Origin of the sequence: Kitasatospora sp. NPDC002551 (assembly GCF_040296005.1) — a bacterium.
Lineage (GTDB): Bacteria > Actinomycetota > Actinomycetes > Streptomycetales > Streptomycetaceae > Kitasatospora.
Genome location: NZ_JBEOWI010000048.1, coordinates 30,543 through 51,460, shown reverse-complemented (window position 1 = coordinate 51,460; position 20,918 = coordinate 30,543). Strand labels below are relative to the sequence as shown.

General features: G+C 74.2%; 14 protein-coding genes and 1 pseudogene. 1 reads left to right on the top strand and 14 read right to left on the bottom strand.

The annotated features are described in order from the left end of the window. Positions 1-105: 105 nt before the first annotated feature. From ABT093_RS31205 to ABT093_RS31150, 12 genes and pseudogenes are all read right to left on the bottom strand, one after another. A complete protein-coding gene (locus ABT093_RS31205; protein WP_350570165.1) occupies positions 106-3,015 on the bottom strand; it encodes a putative bifunctional diguanylate cyclase/phosphodiesterase in 2,910 nt (969 codons plus the stop codon). 619 nt (positions 3,016-3,634) lie between these two features. Continuing rightward, positions 3,635-6,682, bottom strand: a complete 3,048-nt coding sequence (locus ABT093_RS31200; RefSeq protein WP_350570148.1) for a helix-turn-helix transcriptional regulator — start codon at positions 6,680-6,682, stop codon at positions 3,635-3,637. A gap of 119 nt (positions 6,683-6,801) precedes the next feature. Further along, positions 6,802-6,963 carry a hypothetical protein gene (locus ABT093_RS31195; RefSeq protein ID WP_350570147.1) on the bottom strand — a complete coding sequence of 54 codons (162 nt, stop codon included), beginning with the start codon at positions 6,961-6,963 and terminating at the stop codon, positions 6,802-6,804. A gap of 222 nt (positions 6,964-7,185) precedes the next feature. Next, positions 7,186-8,694 (bottom strand): Asp-tRNA(Asn)/Glu-tRNA(Gln) amidotransferase subunit GatB, encoded by a 1,509-nt coding sequence (gene gatB / locus ABT093_RS31190; RefSeq protein ID WP_350570145.1) that lies wholly within the window; start codon positions 8,692-8,694, stop codon positions 7,186-7,188. 92 nt (positions 8,695-8,786) lie between these two features. Then, entirely contained in the window at positions 8,787-9,047 is a 261-nt protein-coding gene (locus ABT093_RS31185) for a hypothetical protein (RefSeq protein ID WP_350570143.1), read from the bottom strand. Beyond that, positions 9,044-10,537, bottom strand: coding sequence for an Asp-tRNA(Asn)/Glu-tRNA(Gln) amidotransferase subunit GatA (gene gatA / locus ABT093_RS31180; RefSeq protein ID WP_350570141.1), 1,494 nt, complete (start codon positions 10,535-10,537; stop codon positions 9,044-9,046). Before gatA ends, ABT093_RS31185 begins: the two co-directional genes overlap by 4 nt. A gap of 5 nt (positions 10,538-10,542) precedes the next feature. After that, positions 10,543-10,839 (bottom strand): Asp-tRNA(Asn)/Glu-tRNA(Gln) amidotransferase subunit GatC, encoded by a 297-nt coding sequence (gene gatC, locus ABT093_RS31175; protein WP_035845952.1) that lies wholly within the window; start codon positions 10,837-10,839, stop codon positions 10,543-10,545. 209 nt (positions 10,840-11,048) lie between these two features. Continuing rightward, positions 11,049-12,701 (bottom strand): annotated as a pseudogene (locus ABT093_RS31170) (putative bifunctional diguanylate cyclase/phosphodiesterase); the annotation flags it as partial. 374 nt (positions 12,702-13,075) lie between these two features. After that, entirely contained in the window at positions 13,076-15,457 is a 2,382-nt protein-coding gene (gene ligA / locus ABT093_RS31165) for an NAD-dependent DNA ligase LigA (RefSeq protein WP_350570163.1), read from the bottom strand. Between the two features lie 25 nt (positions 15,458-15,482). Then, the gene (locus tag ABT093_RS31160) at positions 15,483-16,511 is read right to left on the bottom strand and encodes a methionine synthase (protein WP_350570137.1); all 1,029 of its coding nucleotides are present in this window, start codon (positions 16,509-16,511) and stop codon (positions 15,483-15,485) included. Positions 16,512-16,547: 36 nt separating this feature from the next. Then, positions 16,548-17,237 (bottom strand): SDR family oxidoreductase, encoded by a 690-nt coding sequence (locus ABT093_RS31155; protein WP_350570135.1) that lies wholly within the window; start codon positions 17,235-17,237, stop codon positions 16,548-16,550. Positions 17,238-17,250: 13 nt separating this feature from the next. Continuing rightward, complete coding sequence (locus ABT093_RS31150; protein WP_350570134.1) at positions 17,251-17,775, bottom strand: LOG family protein; 525 nt, start codon at positions 17,773-17,775, stop codon at positions 17,251-17,253. A gap of 109 nt (positions 17,776-17,884) precedes the next feature. Here ABT093_RS31150 and ABT093_RS31145 point away from each other — a divergent pair, with 109 nt between their 5' ends. Beyond that, positions 17,885-18,265, top strand: coding sequence for a hypothetical protein (locus ABT093_RS31145; RefSeq protein ID WP_350570132.1), 381 nt, complete (start codon positions 17,885-17,887; stop codon positions 18,263-18,265). 127 nt (positions 18,266-18,392) lie between these two features. Here the strand turns inward: ABT093_RS31145 and mnmA are convergent, their stop codons facing one another. Next, positions 18,393-19,532 carry a tRNA 2-thiouridine(34) synthase MnmA gene (mnmA, locus tag ABT093_RS31140; protein WP_350570130.1) on the bottom strand — a complete coding sequence of 380 codons (1,140 nt, stop codon included), beginning with the start codon at positions 19,530-19,532 and terminating at the stop codon, positions 18,393-18,395. Between the two features lie 62 nt (positions 19,533-19,594). After that, a complete protein-coding gene (locus ABT093_RS31135; RefSeq protein WP_350570128.1) occupies positions 19,595-20,776 on the bottom strand; it encodes a cysteine desulfurase family protein in 1,182 nt (393 codons plus the stop codon). Positions 20,777-20,918 lie beyond the last annotated feature (142 nt).

Here is a 20,918-nt window from a genome sequence, read left to right as displayed (position 1 = left end):
TCGGTCTGTCACAAGCGGGGCATGGCCCGCTCAGCCGACGCGCCCGCCAAGTACGAGAATTCGGGTGCGCATGGCAACGACCTTCCTCCCGTCAAGGCCCGGCTGTCAAGCAGGTGGGACGACCGTCTCGCCATGCGGACCCGCTCCCGGACCGCTCACGGCCTGGTGTTCGGGCAGGTCGGAGGGGTTGTGGTGAGCTGCGACACGTCCCTGCCCGGCCTCGGCGCGCCCACTCGTCCGGGTGTCCGCGGCCGGATAGGCTCGCCGGGCCGGCGGCGGGCCGGGCGGTCGCGGCACGGGGTAGGCGCGGCGGGCCAGGGCGCGCCGCAGCCTGGTCTCGTCCAGTGGCGCGGAGAAGGCCGAGCCCTGCACCTGGCGGCAGCCCAACTCCTGCAGCACGGCCACCTGTCGCGGCAGGTCGACGCCCTCGGCGCCGGTGACCAGGCCGAGGTCCCGGCCGAGCCGCAGGGCGTGCCCGGCGAGCGTGCGGGCGAGCGCGGAGTCGCCCAGGTCGTGCACCAGCGAGCGGTCCAGCTTCAGGCCGTCGAAGGGCAGCCGGGCGAGCGCGCCGAGCGAGCCGCCGCCGGCCCCGAAGCCGGCCAGCGCGGTGGAGACGCCGAGCCGGCGCAGCGCGGCGAGCCGGCGGCCGAGTTCGTCGGCGAACTCGTCCGGGCCCATCCGGGCCACCTCGACGATCAGTTGGCCGCCGGGCAGCCCGCTGTCGCGCAGCGCGGCGGCGACCGTCTCGTACAGGCCGGGCGCGCAGAGCCGTTCGGCGGAGAGCCGGACGGACACCGGGACCGGCGGCGGGGCGGGGCGGCCGCGGGCGGGCATGCCTCGGCGCAGGGCGGCGGCGGAGACCGCCTCGCGGACCAGCCAGCGGGAGAACCGGGCGGCGGCGTCGCCGTGTTCGGTGGAGCGCAGGAACTCGGCGGGGGTGAGCAGCAGCCCCTGCGCGGAGCGCCAGCGGGCCTGCGCCTCGACGGCGGTGACCGCGCCGCTCGCGAGGTCCACCACGGGCTGGTGGAGCAGCGCGAAGCCGCCCTCCCGGACGGCCGCCCGCAGCCGCTCGTCCAGTTCGGTACGGCGCTCCAGGTCGGCGCGCATGGCGGGGGTGTAGAGCATCACCCGGCCCTTGCCCTCGGACTTGGCGCGGTACATCGCGAGGTCGGCGTTGCGCATCAGCTCGTCGGCGGCGGCGCGCGGGTCGGCGGCGGGGCCGCGTTCGGGGCTGCCGAAGGCGATGCCGATGCTGGCGGCGACGCTGAGCTCACTGCCGCCGATCCAGTACGGCTCGGAGAGCGCGGTGCGCAGCCGTTCGGCGAGCTCCTGGACCTGGAGGCGGCCGAGCGGGCCGCAGACCAGGGCGGCGAACTCGTCGCCGCCGAACCGGGCCACGGTGTCGCCGCAGCGGACGGCGGCCTGGAGCCGGCGGGCGGCCTGGACCAGCAGTTCGTCGCCGACCTGGTGGCCGGCGGAGTCGTTGACCGCCTTGAAGCCGTCCAGGTCGAGGAAGAGCACGGCGACCCCGGTGCCGGCCTCCTCCTGCGGGCCGCGGGCGGCCAGGGCCGCCCGCAGCCGCTGGGTGAACAGCGCCCGGTTGGGCAGGTCGGTGAGCGGGTCGTGGAAGGCGTTGTGCTGCAACTGGGCCTGCAGCATGACCCGTTCGGTGACGTCGCGGCTGTTCAGGATGAGGCCGTCGCGGTACCGGTCGACGGTCGACTCGACGTGCAGCCACTCGCCGGCGCCGGAGCCGATCCGGCACTCCACCCGGGCGGCGGGCAGCGGTTCGGCGCCCGGGTCGCGGTGGGCGGCCAGCCGGCCGCGGGCCAGGAAGCGGCGGACTTCCAGCAGCACCCGGTCGACGTCCTCGGGGTGGATGAGGTCCAGCAGGTTGCCGCCGACCAGTTCCTCCGGGTCGCGCCCGTAGACGCCGAGCGCGGCCGGGGAGACGTAGGAGAGCACGCCGTTGGCGCCGGCGATCATGATGACGTCGCTGGAGCCCTGCACCAGGGAGCGGAAGTGCGCCTCCTTGTGGGCGAGTTCCTGGGCCAGCGAGAGGTTGTCGAGCAGCATGATGCCCTGGCGCAGGATCAGCGCGAGGCCGACGGTGCAGGCCGCGGCGGCCACCACCCGGTCCAGCGAGCGCCCGCCGAGGGCGTTGTAGAGGATCCCGGCGGTGCAGACGGCGGCGGCCGCGTACGGGGTGAGCGCGCTGAAGGTGGTGGCGACCCGGCGGCGCGGCAGGCCGCCGAGCGCGGGGTGCTCGCGCAGCGGGCGGCGCCAGCGCGGGGACCACGGCGCCCAGGCGAGCAGCAGGCTGCCCGCGAACCAGCCGGCGTCCAGCAGTTCGCCGGAGTGGTAGCTGCTGCGCAGTTCGGGCGAGGTGAACAGGGCGTCGCAGAGCACGGTGACGGCGAGGCCGACCATGGCGGTGTGGACGGCCGCCCGGTTGCCGTCCCGGCCTCCGAAGCGCAGGCCGACGACCAGCGAGACCAGCAGGATGTCCAGCACCGGGTAGGCCAGGTTGAGGGCCAGCCGCAGCGGGGAGCCGGCCTCGCCGGCGGCGGTGCGGCCGAGCGCGAGGCTCCAGCTGAGGGTGAACAGCGAGCCGGCCACCAGCCAGCCGTCGAGCAGCAGGCAGAGCCAGCCGGCGGCGGTGCGCGGGCGCTGGGCGAGCACCAGGACGCCGGTGATGGCGAGCGGGGCGAACAGCAGGAAGGCGTACTCGGCGAGCGAGTCGGGCGGCAGCGGCTTGCGTTCGACCAGCTCGTACCAGCCCCAGGTGCCGTTGCCGAAGGCGACCATGAGCGAGGAGAGGCCGAACAGCAGCCAGGCCGGGCGGGCGTGGCCGCCGACCGTGCAGCCGTACGCGAGACAGGAGAGCGCGGCGGCGAGGGCGGCCGCGGCCAGGCCGAAGTCGCCCATGAAAACCGCCACTTGGCGCGATCCCCAGCCGAGCGCCGCGCCGAGGACGTAGGCCAGGCAGAGCACTCCGAGGACGGCTCCGGGCAGCTTGCGGCTGTAGAGCGCGCGGCGGAGCGGCCCGGGTCTGCCGCCGCCGGACGGCGGGGCGGGTACGCGGTCGGCGGGGCGGGACGGGCCGCGCGGGAAGGGGCCCGGCGGGCGCGGGGTGTCGGCGGGCGGACCGGCCACGGGCGGCGGTCCGCCCGCGAGCAGGTCGGTGTCCGGCGCCTGCGGCCGTCCGGCTCCGGGCAGCACCGCGTCGGTGGAGCTCACTCGGCCTCTCCCCCTCCGGCCCGGGACCTCGCGCCCCGGTCACGGACCACCGGCCGCGCGCCTGGTGGCCGTACGCGGTGACCTGGCGCCCCGTCGGGGCGGTGGCCCAGGGGGCGGGGGGCCTGCCGGCCGTCCCGCCACACCGATGTTCCCGCTCGGGACCCTACACCACTTCGGTCACTCAATGACACGCACACTCAACTTAGAGTAATGGCCTTGAGGTGGGGAATTGCGCCCGATTCCACCGGAACGGGCCGGTTGGCGGGGGCGCGCGGGCGGGGGCTCACGCGGCGCGCACGGGAGCACGGGGCGGCGCCCGGGCGGCGCCGGCCGGACCGGCGGCGCGGCGGCCGGCCCCGCGGCGCCACGCGGCCGGCCGGCGGGCGGCGGGCGCTCAGCGGCCGGCCGGGGCCAGATCCTCGGGGAACAGCCGCAGACGGTGGGCCAGCGCGGCGGCTTCGCCCCGGCCGGCGACCGCGAGCTTGCCCAGGATGTTGGAGACGTGCACGCTCGCCGTCTTCGGCGAGATGTACAACTCCTCGGCGATCTGCCGGTTGGTGCGCCCCCGCGCGAGCAATCGGAGCACGTCCCGCTCACGGGGGGTGAGGCCGAAGGAGTCCCCGGCCGGCGCCCCCGCGGCGGGGGCGGGACGGCCCGCGACGAGGGCCAGGCCCGCCCGCTCGGCCAGCGCGTCCACCTCGGCGCGCAGCCCGGCGTCGCCCCGGACGGACGCCAGTTCCCGGGCCTCGCGCAGCAGTTCCACCCCCGCCTCGCGCCGTCCGGCCAGCACCTCGGCCTCGCCCGCCCGCAGCAGGGCGAGCGCCAGCGGGTACGGCAGCCCGGTCGGGCGCAGCCACTCGATCGCGGCGGCCCAGTGCGCCGGGGTGTCCGCCCCCTCGGCCCGGGCCAGTTCGCCCTCCAGCAGCCGGGCCCAGCCGTGGTGCAGCGGTACCGTCGGGGTCAGCCCGGCCGCCACCTCGACGATCCTGGCCAGCACCGCGGCCCGGCCCGCCTCGGCCTCCGGCAGGCCCCGGCTGTCCGCCTCGGCCCCCGCGCCGTCGACCAGCAGCGGGAAGAAGTCGGCCAGGTAGCCGCAGGGGAACTCCCCCGCCAGGGCGGCGAGCAGTTCGGCGCGGGCCTCCAGCGGCCGGCCGGCCAGGGCGGCGGTGCGCACCGCGAGCCGGCTGATCGGCACCGAGTGCTGGATCTGGCCGACCCGGTTGGCCGCCCGGGCCTGGGCGAGCAGCGCGGCGGCGCCGGCCAGGTCGCCGCGCAGCAGGGCCAGCTCCCCGCGCAGGCGGTCCAGGAACTCGGCGTGGGTGCCGGTCGGGCTGGTCAGGTCGCCCTCGGCGAGCACCTGTTCGGCCTCGCCGATCCGCCCGAGGTCGATCAGCGCCTCGGCGAGGTTCCCGGTCAGGATGGTGCCGATGTTGCGCTGCAGGCCGTTGCGGCGGGCCGAGTCCAGCCCCTCGCGGGCCAGTTCCGCGGCCTGCTCGGCCCGGCCGAGGCCGCGCAGCAGCGAGGAGAGGTTGTTGAGGCCGCGCAGCAGCAGGTCCGTGGCGCCGAGCCGGCGGGTGGCCGCCACCGCCGCGGTCAGCTGGGCCACCGCCGCCTCCGGGTCGGCGTCCAGGTCGTTGCGCAGCCCGCCGAGGGTCATCAGGGCGTGCTGCTCGACCGCGTGCGCACCCACCTCACGGGCGATCCGGGCGGCCCGCTCGGCGAGCACCACCAGCTCGGGGCGGGGGTTGGCGAGCATGCCGGCGCCGGCCCCGAGGGCGAACACCTCGGCCTGCACCGCGGACGGCGGCAGGTGCTCGACCAGCCGGTGCGCGTAGGCGATCTCCTCCTCGTCACCGGAGCGGCGCAGGTGTCCGAGCATCCGGGCGCGGTTGATCCGGAACCAGGCGGCGCGGGCCGGGTGCTCGGTCTCGTCGACGAGCTTGAGCGCCCGCTTGGCCAGGCTCAGCCCGCGCTCCCGGTCACCGCTGCGGCGGGCCGCGACCACCGCCTCGGCGAGCACGTCGATCAGGCAGAGCCGGTGACAGTCCTCGCCGTGCCGGTCGTCGTCGCAGGAGCAGGGCGGATAGGTCTCGGCCCAGTCGTACGGGCGCAGGGTGCCGGCCAGCTGCTCGGCGGGCACCTCGTCCCACAGTTCCAGGGCCCGCTCCAGCATGCGCAGTTGCTCGGCGAAGGCGTTGCGGCGACGGGCGGCGCGGGCGGCGTCCAGCGCGGTCGGCAGGGCCCGGGCCGGGTCGTGCGCGTGGTACCAGTAGTTGGCCAGCCGGGCCGGCCGGACGTCCGCGCCGACCAGCTGCGGCTCGGCCTCCAGGGCCTCGGCGAACCGGCGGTTGATCCGGTGCCGTTCGCCGGGCAGCAGGTCGTCCGAGACGGCCTCGCGGACCAGGGCGTGCCGGAACCGGTAGCCGTCGCCGTCGGGGTCCGGGCGCAGGATGTTGGCGCCGACGGCGGCGCGCAGCGAGGCGATCAGCTGCTCCTCGTCCTCCAGGACGGCGGCGAGCAGGGCGTGTTCGACGAGCGAGCCGCCCTCGGCGGCGATCCGCAGCACCCGCTGGGTCTCCTCGTCCAGCGCCTCGACCCGGACCAGCAGGATGTCCCGCAGGGAGTCGGTCAGCCCGGTCGAGCAGCCCTCCCGCAGGGCGGTGGCCAGCTCCTCGACGAAGAACGGGTTGCCCTCGGAGCGGCGGTGGATGCGCTCGACCAGCTGCCGGTCGGGAGTGGCGGTGCCGAGGATGCCGGCCAGCTGGGCGGCCACCTCGCCGGGGCCGAAGCGCTCCAGCTCGATCCGGCGCACGGTGCGCAGCCGCTCCAGCTCGGCCAGGAAGGGCCGCAGCGGGTGGCGGCGGTGCAGGTCGTCGCTGCGGTAGGTGGCGACCAGCAGGACCCGGGCCCGGTGCAGGGTGCGGACCAGGTAGGCGAACAGCTCCCGGGTGGAGCGGTCGGACCAGTGCAGGTCCTCGACGGCGAGCACGAAAGTACGGTCCGTGCCGAGCCGTTCGAACAGCCTCGCGGTGTGCTCGAACAGCCGGGCCCGGCCGTACTCGTCGTTGGGTTCGCCGTCGGCCTCGCCGATGTCGGGCAGCAGCCGGGCGAGATGGCCCTCCATCCCGGCGGCGGCGGTCTCCAGCCCGGTGCCCAGGCAGCGGTGCAGCCGGCGCAGCGCGGTGGCCAGCGGCGCGTACGGCAGCCCCTCGGCGCCGACCTCCAGGCAGCCCCCGTCGGTGGTGAGCACGCCCTGGGCGTCCGCCATCCGCAGGAACTCCTCCAGCAGCCGGGTCTTGCCGACGCCCGCCTCGCCGCCGATCAGCACGGTCTGCGGCTCGCCGCGCCCGGCGCGGTGCAGCGCGTCCGTCAGGTCGGTGAGCTCCGGGTCGCGGCCGACGAAGACGGGACTCACCGAGGTCTGCTGCATGGAGGCGAGCATGCCACAAAGGTCCGGCGCCCTCCGAGGGGTTATCGCCGCCGGCGAACGCCCGGAGGGGGAGGCGCTCCCCCGTCGCGCCTCCCCCTCCGTTCCCCGCACGGCACCGTGGTGCCGGTCCGTCAGCATTCGCCGGGACGCACGGCGCGGCGCTGGGTGCGCAGGCCCACGTCGGGGCGCCATCCGGTGCGCTTGGCGGTCCTCGCCGCGCGGACCAGGCGCTGGTGCTCGGCCTGGGCCTGGAGTTCCCGTCCCTGCTGCTTGATGAGCTCGTACTCGATCACGGTGGTTCCCCTCGTGGGTTTCGGTGTCTCTCTCGTTCTGAGTAGAGACTCCTCTCCCAGGGGGGTGGGCGGCATCGGCAGCCTGCCGGATCTTCCCGGGCCGGTGGACCTTAGGCACCCGGGCCCGGGAACGACGAAGGCCCGATCCCACCCCTTATCAAGGGTGAGACCGGGCCTCAGACGACTAAGTAGGCCTTAGATCGCCTTAGACGCCTTGGAAATTCAGGCGGAGACGCCCAGCTTCTCCAGGATCAGATCCTTCACGCGGGCCGCGTCGGCCTGGCCGCGGGTGGCCTTCATGACCGCGCCGACCAGCGCGCCGACGGCCGCGACCTTGCCGTCGCGGATCTTGGCCGCGATCGCCTCGTTCTCGGCGATGGCCTGGTCGACGGCGGCGCCCAGCGCGGAGTCGTCCGAGACGACGGCCAGGCCGCGCTTCTCGACGATCTCGTCCGGCTCGCCCTCGCCGGCCAGCACGCCCTCGATGACCTGGCGGGCCAGCTTGTCGTTCAGCTTGCCCTCGGCGACCAGCGCGGTGACCCGGGCGACCTGCGCCGGGGTGATCGGCTGCTCGGTCAGCTCGGTGCCGGTCTCGTTGGCGCGGCGGGCCAGCTCGCCCATCCACCACTTGCGGGCCTGGTCGGCCGGGGCGCCGGCGGCGATGGTCTCCTGGATCGGCTCGACGGCGCCGGCGTTCAGCACCGCCTGCATGTCCTTGTCCGACAGGCCCCACTCGGCCTGCAGCCGGGCCCGGCGCACCCGCGGCAGCTCGGGCAGCGCGGCGCGCAGCTCCTCGACCCACGCGCGGGACGGCGCGACCGGGACCAGGTCCGGCTCCGGGAAGTACCGGTAGTCCTCGGCGTTGTCCTTGATCCGGCCGCTGGTGGTGCTGCCGTCGTCCTCGTGGAAGTGCCGGGTCTCCTGGACGATCGTGCCGCCGTCGGTCAGCACCGTGGCGTGCCGCTGGATCTCGAACCGGGCGGCCCGCTCGACGCTGCGCAGCGAGTTGACGTTCTTGGTCTCCGAGCGGGTGCCGAAGGTCTCGGTGCCGTTCGGGCGCAGCGACAGGTTGACGTCGCAGCGCATCTGACCCTTGTCCATCCGGGCCTCGGAGACGCCCAGCGAACGGATCAGCTCGCGCAGCTCGGCGACGTACGCGCGGGCGACCTCGGGGGCCCGCTCGCCGGCGCCGGTGATCGGCTTGGTGACGATCTCGATCAGCGGGATGCCGGCCCGGTTGTAGTCCAGCAGCGAGTGGGTCGCGCCGTGGATGCGGCCGGTGGCGCCGCCGACGTGGCTGGACTTGCCGGTGTCCTCCTCCATGTGGGCGCGCTCGATCTCCACGCGGAAGGTCGAGCCGTCCTCCAGCTGCACGTCGAGGTAGCCGTTGAAGGCGATCGGCTCGTCGTACTGCGAGGTCTGGAAGTTCTTCGGCATGTCCGGGTAGAAGTAGTTCTTCCGCGCGAACCGGCACCACTCGGCGATCTCGCAGTTCAGTGCCAGGCCGATCTTGACGGCCGACTCCACGCCCACCGCGTTGACCACCGGCAGCGAGCCCGGCAGCCCCAGGCAGGTCGGGCAGACCTGGCTGTTCGGCTCGGCACCCAGCTCGGTCGAACAACCGCAGAACATCTTGGTCTTGGTACCCAGCTCGACGTGGACCTCCAGGCCCATCACCGGGTCGTACGACGCGAGAGCGTCCTCGTAGGAGACCAGGTTCTTGACGCTCACAGCGTCCCCTTCACTCAAAAAGTCTTCGGTGGTGCGGGCCCGGCCCGTACCCCTTCGTACGGCGGGTACAGGCCGGGGCCCCACAGGCTGGGTCAGCCCAGCAGGACGTCGTCGTCGCCGAGGCGGCGCAGCTCGCGCACCAGCAGGGCGGTGCCGGTGACCAGGGCGGCGGCGCCGACCAGGGCGTTGACCAGCTTGAGGGTGTCGCTCTCGTCGCGGGCCTTGCGGACGTCCTTGACGATGGAGATCGCGCCGAACGCGCTGGTCCCGATGGACAGCCAGAGCCCGGGCTTGGAGTGCTTCCACCCCTTCAAAGAAGTGGACTGGGCCTTCGCCTTGTCGATCTTGCTCACAGTGCCGGTGCCTCCTCCAGCAGGGTGTGCCCCCACTTGTCGTTGAGCGCGGCCTCGACGGCGCCGCCCACGCGGTACAGGCGGTCGTCCGCCATCGCGGGTGCGATGATCTGCAGGCCGACCGGGAGATTGTCCTCCGGGGCCAGGCCGCACGGCAGCGACATGGCCGCGTTGCCCGCCAGGTTGGACGGAATCGTGCAGAGGTCGGCCAGATACATCGCCATCGGGTCGTCGGCGCGCTCGCCGATCGCGAAGGCGGTGGTCGGGGTGGTCGGCGACACCAGGACGTCCACGCCGGCGAAGGCGGCGTCGAAGTCGCGGGAGATCAGCGTGCGCACCTTCTGGGCCGAGCCGTAGTAGGCGTCGTAGTAGCCCGAGGAGAGCGCGTAGGTGCCCAGGATGATGCGGCGCTTGACCTCGGGGCCGAAGCCGGCCTCACGGGTCAGCGCGGTGACCTCCTCGGCGGAGCGGGTGCCGTCGTCGCCGACCCGCAGGCCGTAGCGCATCGCGTCGAAGCGGGCCAGGTTGGACGAGGCCTCGCTGGGCGCGATCAGGTAGTACGCGGGCAGCGCCAGGGTGAACGACGGGCAGGAGACCTCGACGACCTCGGCGCCCAGCTCGCGCAGCAGCTCCACCGACTCGTTGAAGCGCTGCATCACGCCGGCCTGGTAACCCTCGCCGGCGAACTCCTTGACCACGCCGATCCGCATGCCGCGGATGTCGCGCATCCGGGCGGCCTCGACCACGGCCGGGACCGGCGCGTCGATCGAGGTGGAGTCCAGCGGGTCGTGGCCGGCGATGGCCTCGTGCAGCAGCGCCGCGTCCAGCACGGTGCGGGCGCACGGGCCGCCCTGGTCCAGGCTGCTGGAGAAGGCCACCAGGCCGTAGCGGGAGACCGAGCCGTAGGTCGGCTTCACGCCGACGGTGCCGGTGACGGCGCCGGGCTGGCGGATCGAGCCGCCGGTGTCGGTGCCGATCGCCAGCGGGGCCTCGAAGGCGGCCAGCGCGGCCGCCGAGCCGCCGCCGGAGCCGCCGGGGATCCGGGAGAGGTCCCACGGGTTGCCGGTGGTGCCGTAGGCGGAGTTCTCGGTGGAGGAGCCCATCGCGAACTCGTCCATGTTGGTCTTGCCGAGGATGACGACGCCGGCGTCCTTGAGCCGCGAGGTCAGGGTGGCGTCGTACGGCGGGATCCAGCCCTCAAGGATCTTCGAGCCGCAGGTGGTCGGCACGCCCTTGGTGGTGAAGACGTCCTTGAGCGCCAGCGGGACACCGGCCAGCGGGCCCAGCTCCTCGCCCTTGGCGCGCTTCTCGTCGACGGCCCGGGCCGCGCTCAGCGCGCCCTCGGTGTCGACGTGCAGGAAGGCGTTGACCTTCTGGTCGACGGCCTCGATGCGGTCCAGGTGCGCCTGCGCGACCTCGACGGCGGAGACCTCGCCCTTCGCGATGGCGGTGGCCGTCTCGGCGGCGGTGTAACGGATCAGGTCGGTCATCTCGGTCAGTCCTCCCCGAGGATCTGCGGCACACGGAAACGCTGCTCCTCGGCGGCCGGGGCGCCGGCCAGCGCCTGCTCCGGGGTGAGCGACGGCCGGACCTCGTCCGCGCGCATGACGTTGGTCAGCGGCAGCGGGTGGGAGGTGGGCGGGACGTCCTGTCCGGCGACCTCGGAAACGCGGGCGACCGCGCCGATGATCACGTCGAGCTGCTCGGCGAAGTGGTCCAGCTCTTCGGCCTGCAACTCAAGACGCGACAGCCGAGCGAGGTGGGCGACCTCCTCGCGCGTGATGCCAGGCATGCAGCGATCCTCAGGGTGAGTTCTGGTGAGGCCCGGCTCCGCCTTCCGGCGGCACCGGGCCCGGGCCGGGAGCGGCCGGTCCGGCACTCCCGTCCTCGTGGTCTGTGGTCCCCATCCTATGGGGCGCGGCCCGGCCACCGGCCAACGACCAGCGGCGGCCCGGGGTCACCCCCGCCGCACGGCCCGGTCCGCGGCGGCCCGCGGCCGTCCTACTGCGGGCGGGTCGGCGCCCAACTCTGCTGCGGGGACGCCTGGATCTCCAGCGCGGCGGCCTGCACCGCCTGGACCACCGGCGGCAGGGCGGGCTTGATCACCGGCGGCAGCCGGTCGGCGGTGGCGGCGAGCCGCTCCACCGGCGGGGCGCCGGTGCGGTGCACCCGCAGCCAGGCGGTGGCCTGCTCGGCCGGCAGCGCGGCGGAGACCAGCCAGCCCTGCACCGCGTCCACGCCCATGCAGTTCAGCCGCTCCCAGGTCTCGTCGTCCTCGACGCCCTCGGCGACCACGGTCAGGCCGAGCGAGTGCGCCAGCTCGACCGAGCAGCGGACCACCGCCGCGTCGTGGTCGTCGGCGACCATCCGGGAGACGAAGGAGCGGTCGATCTTCAGCTCGCCCACCGGCAGGCTGCGCAGCCGTACCAGCGAGGAATGACCGGTCCCGAAGTCGTCCAGGGACATCCCGACCCCGTAGCCGCGCAGCTCGGCGAGGGTGTCGGCGGCCCGCCGGGAGTCGTCCAGCAGCAGCCGCTCGGTGATCTCCAGCTGGAGCGCGTGGGCCGGCACCTGGTGGCGCACGAGGTGGCCGGCGACCCGCTGGGCGAAGCCGGGGTTGAGCACGTCGCGCGGCGAGACGTTCACCGCGACCTGCACCTGCAGGCCCTGCTCGCGCCAGTGGGCGAGCTGGCCGACGGCGGCCTCCAGTACGTAGTCGGTCAGCCGGGGCATCAGCCCGCTGGACTCGGCGAGGCCGACGAACTCGTCCGGCGAGACCCGGCCCTGGCCGGGGCGCTCCCAGCGCAGCAGCGCCTCCAGCCCGACCACCCGGCCGTCGAAGGCGACCTTGGGCTGGTAGTGCAGCTGCACCTCGCCGGTCTCCAGGGCCCGCCGCAGGTCGCCCAGCAGGCCGATCCGGTACGGGGTGTCGGCGTCCTGCGCCTCGTCGTACTGCTCGACCGAGGTGCGGCCGCGCTGCGCGTGACCCATCGCGACGTCGGCGCGGCGCAGCAGCGACTCGGCGTCCTGGGCGTGCTGGGGGAAGACGCAGACGCCCGCGCTGGCCTCCAGGACGAGCAGCAGGCCGTCGAGCCGGATCGGCGCGGCCAGTTCGGCGATCAGCGCCTTGGCCACCTTCTCCAGCGAGTCCGGGCAGCCGATGCCGGGCAGCAGGACGGCGAACTCGTCGCCGCCCATCCGGGCCACCATCGGGCGGCCTCGGTAGTGCCGGGGCAGGCCGGCGAAGACGTCGTCGATGGACTCGCGGGTGGCGCTGCCCGCGGCCCCGCCGGAGCGCAGGGCGCGGTGCAGCCGGCGGGCGATGTGGACGAGCAGCCGGTCGCCGGCGGTATGGCCGAGGGTGTCGTTGAGCGACCGGAAGCGGTCGAGGTCGAGCAGGATCAGACCGACGCTGTACCCCTCGGAGTGCTCGGCGATCGACTCCTGGGCGGCGAGGAGTAACGCCTGGCGGTTGGGCAGGTCGGTCAGCGGGTCGGTGAGCTGGTCGCGCGCCCGGTCCCGGGCGATCCGCCAGGCGGCGACCAGGACGGCCAGCGGCACCGCGAACAGCGGCAGCAGTTCCGCCTCGTAGCGGTAGACCAGCACGGCCAGCGGGATGAGCGGCGCCGCGCCGGCCAGCAGCACGCCGAGCAGCAGGACGGCCCCCGCCACCCCCTGCGGCGGGCGAGTGGGCGCGCCGCCGGTCGTACGATCCATAAGCCCTGTCCTCCGTCGGGCCCGCCCCGTCAGGCCGCCTAGCGGTGAGGCACCGTACCGGTACCGGCAGCCTGCCGGGCATGGAGCGGCCCCGCGAAGTCCGGCTCGGCCGGTACCCCCACCCCTGCTGACACTCTGTTGCGCTCCAGGGTATGCGCGGCTTCACCCGACGGGCAGACTTTCGGACAACCGGACGGACGCCACCGTGCCCCGGTACCGCACCGTGGCACGATGCCCGGTACCACTGTGCGGCACCCGGTGACGTTGCATCAGGACGATAACAAGCCGGATTCGGGGCTTCCGCGCGCGGGTCAGTCCTCGGCGGGCTCCTCGGGGGCCGTTCCGGCGGCGGGCTCCTCGGCGGGCTCCGTCACGGGAGCCTCCCCCTCCGCGGCCTTCCCGGCGGCGGCCTTCTTGCGCGCGGGCGCCTTCTTCACCGGCTCCTCCTCCGGCTCCGGCGGCAGCCCCAGGTGGACCCGGGCGGCGGCCGGTCCCTGCTCCAGCAGGATCGCGAAGCCCGCGTCGTCGAGGACCGGCAGCCCCAGCTGGACGGCCTTGTCGTACTTGGACCCGGGGTTGTCACCGGCGACCACGAAGTGGGTCTTCTTCGACACCGAACCGGTCACCTTCGCACCCCGCGAGGTCAGCGCCTCCTTGGCGCCGTCCCGGGTGTGCCCGGCCAGCGTGCCGGTGACGACGACCGTCAGCCCCTCCAGCGGACGCTCGCCCTCGTCCTCGGCCGCCTCCTCGGTGAAGCGGACGCCGGCGGCGCGCCACTTCTCGACGATCTCCCGGTGCCAGTCCACCTGGTACCACTCGATGATCGACCGCGCGGTGCCCGCGCCGACGCCCTCGGTGGCGGCCAGCCGCTCCTCGCTCGCCGCGAAGATCGCGTCCAGGTCGCGGAACTCGCGGGCGAGGTCCTGGGCGGCCACCGGGCCGACGTGCCGGATGGAGAGGCCGTTGAGGAAGCGCCAGAGCGGGCGGTCCTTGGCCTTCTCGATGTTCTCCAGCATCAGCCCGGTGTTCTTCTTCGGCGCACCGGTGGTGGTGGCGAAGAAGAACACCTCCTTCTCCTCGCCGGTCTCGTCGTCGAGCTTCGGCATGCCGGTCTTCTGGTCGCGCACCAGCACCTTGATCGGGAGCAGTTGCTCGACGGTGAGGCCGAAGATGTCGCCCTCGTTGCCCACCGGTGCCTCGGCCGGCTCCAGCGGCTGGGTCAGCGCGGTCGCCGCGACGTAGCCGAGGCCCTCGATGTCCAGCGCCGAACGGCCGCCGAGGAAGGCGATCCGCTCGCGGATCTGGGCCGGACAGAACTGCGCGTTGGGACAGCGCAGGTCGATGTCCCCCTCCGCCATCGCCCGCAGTTCGCTGCCGCACTCGGGGCAGTGCGAGGGCATCACGAAGGCCTGCTCGGTGCCGTCGCGCAGGTCGTACACCGGGCCGAGGATCTCCGGGATCACGTCGCCGGCCTTGCGCAGCACCACGGTGTCGCCGAGCAGGACGTCCTTGGCCTTGACGACCTCCTGGTTGTGCAGCGTCGCGTACTGCACCATCGAGCCGGCCACCTTCACCGGCTCGGCGAGCACCGCGTACGGGGTGGCCCGGCCGGTGCGGCCGATGCCGACCTTGATCGCGGCCAGCCTGCCGGTGACCTCCTCCGGCGGGTACTTCCAGGCGACCGCCCAGCGCGGGGACTTCGAGGTGGAGCCGAGCCGGCCCTGCAGGGCGATCTCGTCCACCTTGACGACCACGCCGTCGATCTCGTGCTCGACCGAGTGCCGCTGCTCGCCGAAGTGCTCGATGAACGCCCGCACCTCGTCCAGCGTGCCGACCACCCTGTTGTGCCGGGCGGTGGGCAGCCCCCACTCGCGCAGCAGGTCGTAGGCGTGCGACTGGTTGTCGATGTCGAAGCCGGAGCGCGCGCCGATGCCGTGCACCACCATGTGCAGCGGGCGGGAGGCGGTGACGTGCGGGTCCTTCTGGCGCAGCGAGCCGGCGGCGGCGTTGCGCGGGTTCATGAAGAGCCGGATCATCGCCCGGGGCCGCTTGCCCTCCTTGGCGCGCTCCTCGTTCTCCACCCGGCGGCGCTCGTTCTCCTCCGAGAAGGAGGCGTTGAGCGCCTCGAAGGCCTCGGTCGGGAAGTAGACCTCGCCGCGGATCTCCACCAGCTCCGGGACGTCGTCGCCCTTGAGCCGGTGCGGGATCTCCTTGATGGTGCGGACGTTGGCGGTGATGTCCTCGCCGACCCGGCCGTCGCCGCGGGTCGCCGCCTGCACCAACTGGCCGTTCTCGTAGGTGAGGTTGACGGCCAGGCCGTCCACCTTGAGCTCGCACAGGTAGTGGTACTCGATGCCGGCCAGCTCGGTGGCGACCCGCTCGGCCCAGGCGGCCAGCTCCTCGTCGTCCATCGCGTTGTCCAGGCTGAGCAGGCGCTCGCGGTGCTCGACCGGGGCGAACAGCGGGGTCGGCGCGCCGCCGACCTTCTGCGAGGGGGACTCCGGGGTGACCAGCGCGGGGTGCTCGGCCTCCAGCCCCTCCAGCTCGCGCATCAGCGCGTCGAACTCGGCGTCGCTGACGACCGGCGCGTCCTGCTCGTAGTAGCGGGCCCGGTGGTCGGTGATCTCGGCCGCCAGCTCCGCGTGCCGCTTGCGCACCTCCGCGGGGACGTCCTCCCAGCCCTCGACAGCCACCACCGCAAGCTCCTCCGTCAATCTCTCATTCCGGGTTGTCCACCAGGCTCTGGCCCGCCCTCACGCTGAGTGACAGCGCCTTGCGCGCATGGGCCGGGGAGGCCCCGGCCAGCCCGCAGGTGGGCGTCACCAGCACGCGGCGGCCCAGCAGCTCCGGGGCGAACCCGAGCCTGCGCCACAACGTCCTGACACCCTGGACACTACCGGCCGGGTCCGACAGTGCCCTTGATTGAGCAGGGGCGCTGTCCGTGGGGGGAACGACGCCGGCGAGGATCACGAGGCCCGCCTCGACCGCCTCGCCGAGGTCGTCGTCCTCACGCTCGGTCAGCAGCGAGAAGTCCAGCGAGACACCCGCCACCCCGGCCCGGCGCAGCAGCGCCAGCGGCACCCGGGGGGCGCAACTGTGCACCACGACGGGCGCGTCGAGCCCGCGGATCACCTCGCGCAGCGTCTCCTCCGCCACCTGCCGGTCCACGGCGCGCAGCCGCTGGAAGCCGCTGGCGGTCTTCACCTCGCCGGCCAGCACGGCGGGCAGCGAGGGCTCGTCCAGCTGCAGCACCACCTCGGCGCCGGGCACCCGCTTGCGGACGTCGGCGAGGTGGCGGCGCAGGCCCTCGGTGAGCGAGCCGGCGATGTCCCGGCAGGCGCCGGGGTCGGCGAGCGCCTTCTCGCCGTGCTTGAGCTCGACGGACGCGGCCAGCGTCCACGGGCCGACCGCCTGCACCTTCAGCGCGCCCCGGTAGTCCTGGGTGAACTCCTCCAGCGCGTCGAGGTCCTCGCCGAGCCAGGAGTGGGCGCGCCGGGTGTCCCGGCCGGGGCGGTCGGTGAACCGCCAGCCGCTCGGCTCGGTCTGCGCGAACAGCTCGACCAGCAGGCCGGCGGAACGCCCGATCATGTCGGCGCCCGGCCCGCGGGCGGGCAGCTCCGGGAGGAACGGCAGGTGCTCCAGCGCACCGGTGGACGTCTTGGCGGCCTCCCGGGCGTCGGTGCCGGGCAGCGAGCCGACGCCGGTGGCGGCGCCGACCAGGTCGGGGAAAAGGTGTCCGTTGCTCACCCGCCCGAGCCTAGTGCGCGCGCCGCCCCTCCTCGCTCAGCGTCCCGGGCGGACCGTGATGTCGGTGATCTCCGCGTCCCGGGAGGCGTCCAGCGCCGCCAGGACGGCCTTGGCCACCGACTCGGGCTCGATCCACTGCCCGGCGTCGTACTGCTTGCCCTCCTGCTGGTGGACCTTGACCTGCATCGCGGTGGCGGTGCGGCCCGGGTACACCGAGGTGACCCGCACGCCGTTGCCGTGCTCCTCCAGCCGCAGCGAGTCCGCGAGCGCCTTCAGCCCGTGCTTGCTGGCCGCGTACGCCGACCAGTCGGCGCTCGCGCGCAGCCCGGCGCCGGAGTTCACGAACACCACGTGCCCCTTCACCAGCCGCACCGAGGGCAGCAGCAGCCGGGTCAGCTCGGCGGGGGCGACCAGGTTGACGTTCAGGGTGTCCTGCCAGGCCTTGACCGGCAGCTCGCCGACCGGGCCCAGCTCGACCACGCCGGCCACGTGCAGCAGGGAGTCCAGCTCGACCGGCAGCGCCTGGTGCCCGAAGGCCCAGGAGAGCTTCGCCGGGTCGCCGAGGTCGCCGACCAGGGTCCTCGCGCCGGGGAACCGCTCGCGCAGCTCGGCGGCGCGGCGGGCGTCGCGGGCGAGCAGCCAGAGTTCGTCGCCGCGCGCGGCGAGACGTTCGGCGAGGACGGCGCCGATGCCGGAGCCGGCGCCGGTGATCAGATGAGTGGCCATGGTCCCGATCCTCTCAGGCCTTCAGCTGCTCGAAGACCCGGGCCGGGGTGTCGGCGAAGGTGATCAGCTCGGCGAGCGGGCGCGGGAGGAAGCCCTCCGTCTCCATCCGCTCCATCTGGGTGCGCAGGCCCGCGTAGAACCCCTCGGTGTCCAGCACGACGACCGGCTTGTCGTGCAGCGCGTGCTTCTTGAGCTCCAGCACCTCGGTGACCTCGTCCAGCGTGCCCAGCCCGCCGACCAGTACGACCACCGCGTCCGCGCGCGAGAGCAGCATCGCCTTGCGCTCCGCGAGGTCGGCGGTGACGACCAGCTCGTCGGCCCCCTCGTACCCCTTGTGCCGCAGGAACTCGACGGAGATCCCGACCAGCCGGCCCCCGGCCGCCTTGACCCCGTCCGCCAGCTCGCCCATCAGCCCGGTGTTCGATCCGCCCCACACCAGCGTGTGCCCACCCTCCCCGAGGAGCCGGGCGAACTCGGCGGCGGGCACGGAGTAGCGGTCGTCGAGCGAGTACGCGGAGCAGAAGACGCAGATATTCATAGTGGGAACCGGTCTATCACGATGGCCGATTCGCCCACTACCCAATTGGTCCAGTCCTCCCGCTTACTTGTCATAGACACATCATGTCCTGCCGACTTGAAAGGACCGCATGATGAAGCGTTTCAAGGCCATGCTCGGGACCGCCGCCGCCACCGCCACCCTCGCCGTCGGCCTGCTGGGCACCGCCGGCACCGCCGAGGCGGCCACGACGGGCAGCTGGCTCGGCTGTGACGACGGCTGGGTCTGCGTCTACGCCGAGGGGCAGGAGCCCACCGCCGGCACGGTGACCTCCGGCTACTACACCTACGGAGCGCACAACTTCGTCAACGAGCTCAACTTCCACTGGGTCACCAACAACCAGACCGGCGGCGCGACCGCCACCCTGTGCTACGGCTACGACGGCACCAACTGCACGGGCCCGACCATCCCGGCGGGCGTCGCCATCAACGTGAACCTGACCGACTTCAACTCGATCGTCCTCAACCCGTAGCACCCGGGCCCTCGGCGGACGGCATCGTCGTCCGCCGGGGGCCGGTCCTCGTAGGGCACGAGTGCCGCGGTGCTGCCCGTAGCAGCTCGTGCCGCCCCCTCCGGGCCTTTCACACCGCCCGCTGCGGTCAGGCGGTGACGGCGGGGCGGTGGGTGGTGGCGATGGTGGCGGAGCCGACGACGCGGGGGCCGTCGTAGAGGACGACGGCCTGGCCGGGGGCGATGCCGCGGGCGGGGGTGTCGAGGGTGACGTGGAGGGTGCCGTCGACGACGGCGGCGGAGACGGGGACCTCCTCGCCGTGCGCGCGGAGCTGGGCGGTGTAGCGGCCGTCGGCCAGCGGCTCGGTGCCGCACCAGCGGGGGCGGATGGCGGTGAGGCCGGTGACGTCCAGGCCCTCGACCGGGCCGACGGTGACGGTGTTGTTCACCGGGGAGATGTCCAGCACGTACCGCGGCTTGCCGTCGGGGGCCGGGCGGCCGATCCGCAGGCCCTTGCGCTGGCCGATGGTGAAGCCGTACGCGCCGTCGTGCTCGCCGAGCTTGGTGCCGTCGACGTCCAGGATGTCGCCGGTCGCGGTGCCCAGGTGCCGGGCCAGGAACCCCTGGGTGTCGCCGTCCGCGATGAAGCAGATGTCGTGCGAGTCCGGCTTCCTGGCGACGGCCAGGCCGCGCCGCCCGGCCTCCTCGCGGATCACGTCCTTGGTGGTGTCGCCCAGCGGGAACAGCGAGTGGGCGAGCTGCTCGGCGTCCAGCACGCCGAGCACGTAGGACTGGTCCTTGGCCGCGTCCACCGCGCGGTGCAGCTCGCGCGAGCCGTCCGGCAGGTCGACGATCCGGGCGTAGTGGCCGGTGCAGACGGCGTCGAAGCCGAGGGCGATCGCCTTGTCCAGCAGGGCGGCGAACTTGATCTTCTCGTTGCAGCGCAGGCACGGGTTGGGCGTGCGGCCGGCCGCGTACTCGGCGACGAAGTCGTCGATGACGTCCTCGCGGAAGCGCTCGGCGAGGTCCCAGACGTAGAACGGGATGCCGATCACGTCGGCCGCGCGGCGCGCGTCCCGGGAGTCCTCCAGGGTGCAGCAGCCGCGCGCGCCGGTCCGGAAGGACTGCGGGTTGCTCGACAGCGCCAGGTGCACGCCGGTCACCTCGTGCCCGGCTTCGACGGCGCGGGCGGCGGCGACGGCGGAGTCCACCCCGCCGGACATCGCCGCGAGCACGCGCAGGCGGCCAGTGGCGGACGGAGCGGTCGGGGCACCCGGGAAGTCAGTCATGATGCGTCCAAGCGTACGTGGTGCCGCCCGGCATTCCGCCGGGGTTTCCCCGCGGCCCGCGCTCAGCGCCGGACGGCCGCCAGACCCGCGTTGCGGGCCCGCTGCACGGCCGGGGCGATGGCCTCGGCGAGGGCGGTGACGTCGGCCCGGACGGAGGTGTGGCCGAGCGAGAAGCGCAGCGACGCGCGGGCCAGCAGCGGGTCGACGCCCATCGCCAGCAGCACGTGGCTGGGCTGCGGGACGCCGGCCGAGCAGGCCGAGCCGGTGGAGCACTCGATGCCCCTGGCGTCGAGCAGCATCAGCAGCGCGTCGCCCTCGCAGCCGGGGAAGGAGAAGTGCGCGTTGGCGGGCAGCCGCCCCTCCCCCGCCGGGTCGCCGTTGAGCACCGCGTCCGGGACGCCGGCGAGCACCGCCGCGACCAGCTCGTCGCGCAGCGCGCCCAGCGTGACGGCGTGCTCGGCCCGCCGCTCGACGGCGACGGCCGCCGCCGCGGCGAAGCCGGCCGCGCCGGGGGCGTCCAGGGTGCCGGAGCGGACGTCGCGCTCCTGGCCGCCGCCGTGCAGCAGCGGGACGGGCGTCGCGCCGCGCGACAGCAGCAGCGCGCCGATGCCGAACGGGCCGCCGATCTTGTGGCCGGTGACGGTGAGCGCGGTCAGCCCGGAGTCGGCGAAGGAGACCGGGACCTGGCCGAGCGCCTGCACCGCGTCGGCGTGCACCGGGATGCCGTACTCGGCGGCCACGGCGGCGAGTTCGGTGACCGGCTGGACGGTGCCGACCTCGTTGTTCGCCCACATCACGGTGACCAGCGCGACCGAGGCCGGGTCGCGCTCGATCGCCTCGCGCAGCGCCGCCGGGTGGACCCGGCCGAACGCGTCCACCGGCAGGTAGTCGACGGTGGCGCCCTCGTGCTCGGCCAGCCAGTGCACCGCGTCCAGCACCGCGTGGTGCTCGACCGGGCTGCACAGCACCCGGGTGCGCGCAGGGTCGGCGCCGCGGCGGGCCCAGTACAGGCCCTTGACGGCCAGGTTGTCGGACTCGGTGCCGCCGCCGGTGAGGACGATCTCGCTGGGCCGGGCGCCGAGCGACTCGGCCAGCGACTCGCGGGCCTCCTCGACCACGCGCCGGGCCCGGCGGCCGGACGCGTGCAGGGAGGAGGCGTTGCCGACGACCCCCAGGTGCGCCGTCATCGCGGCGATCGCCTCGGGCAGCATCGGCGTGGTCGCCGCATGGTCCAGGTATGGCATAACCATCCGATTGTAGAGGTCCCCCGGGCCGCACCCCACCGGCACGGACGGACGCGGTCCACCGCACCGAACCGATCCGGCCAGCGCCCGCACGTGATCCGGCCAGCGGACGCGGTGCACCGGCCCGCTGCCCGTCCGGGCA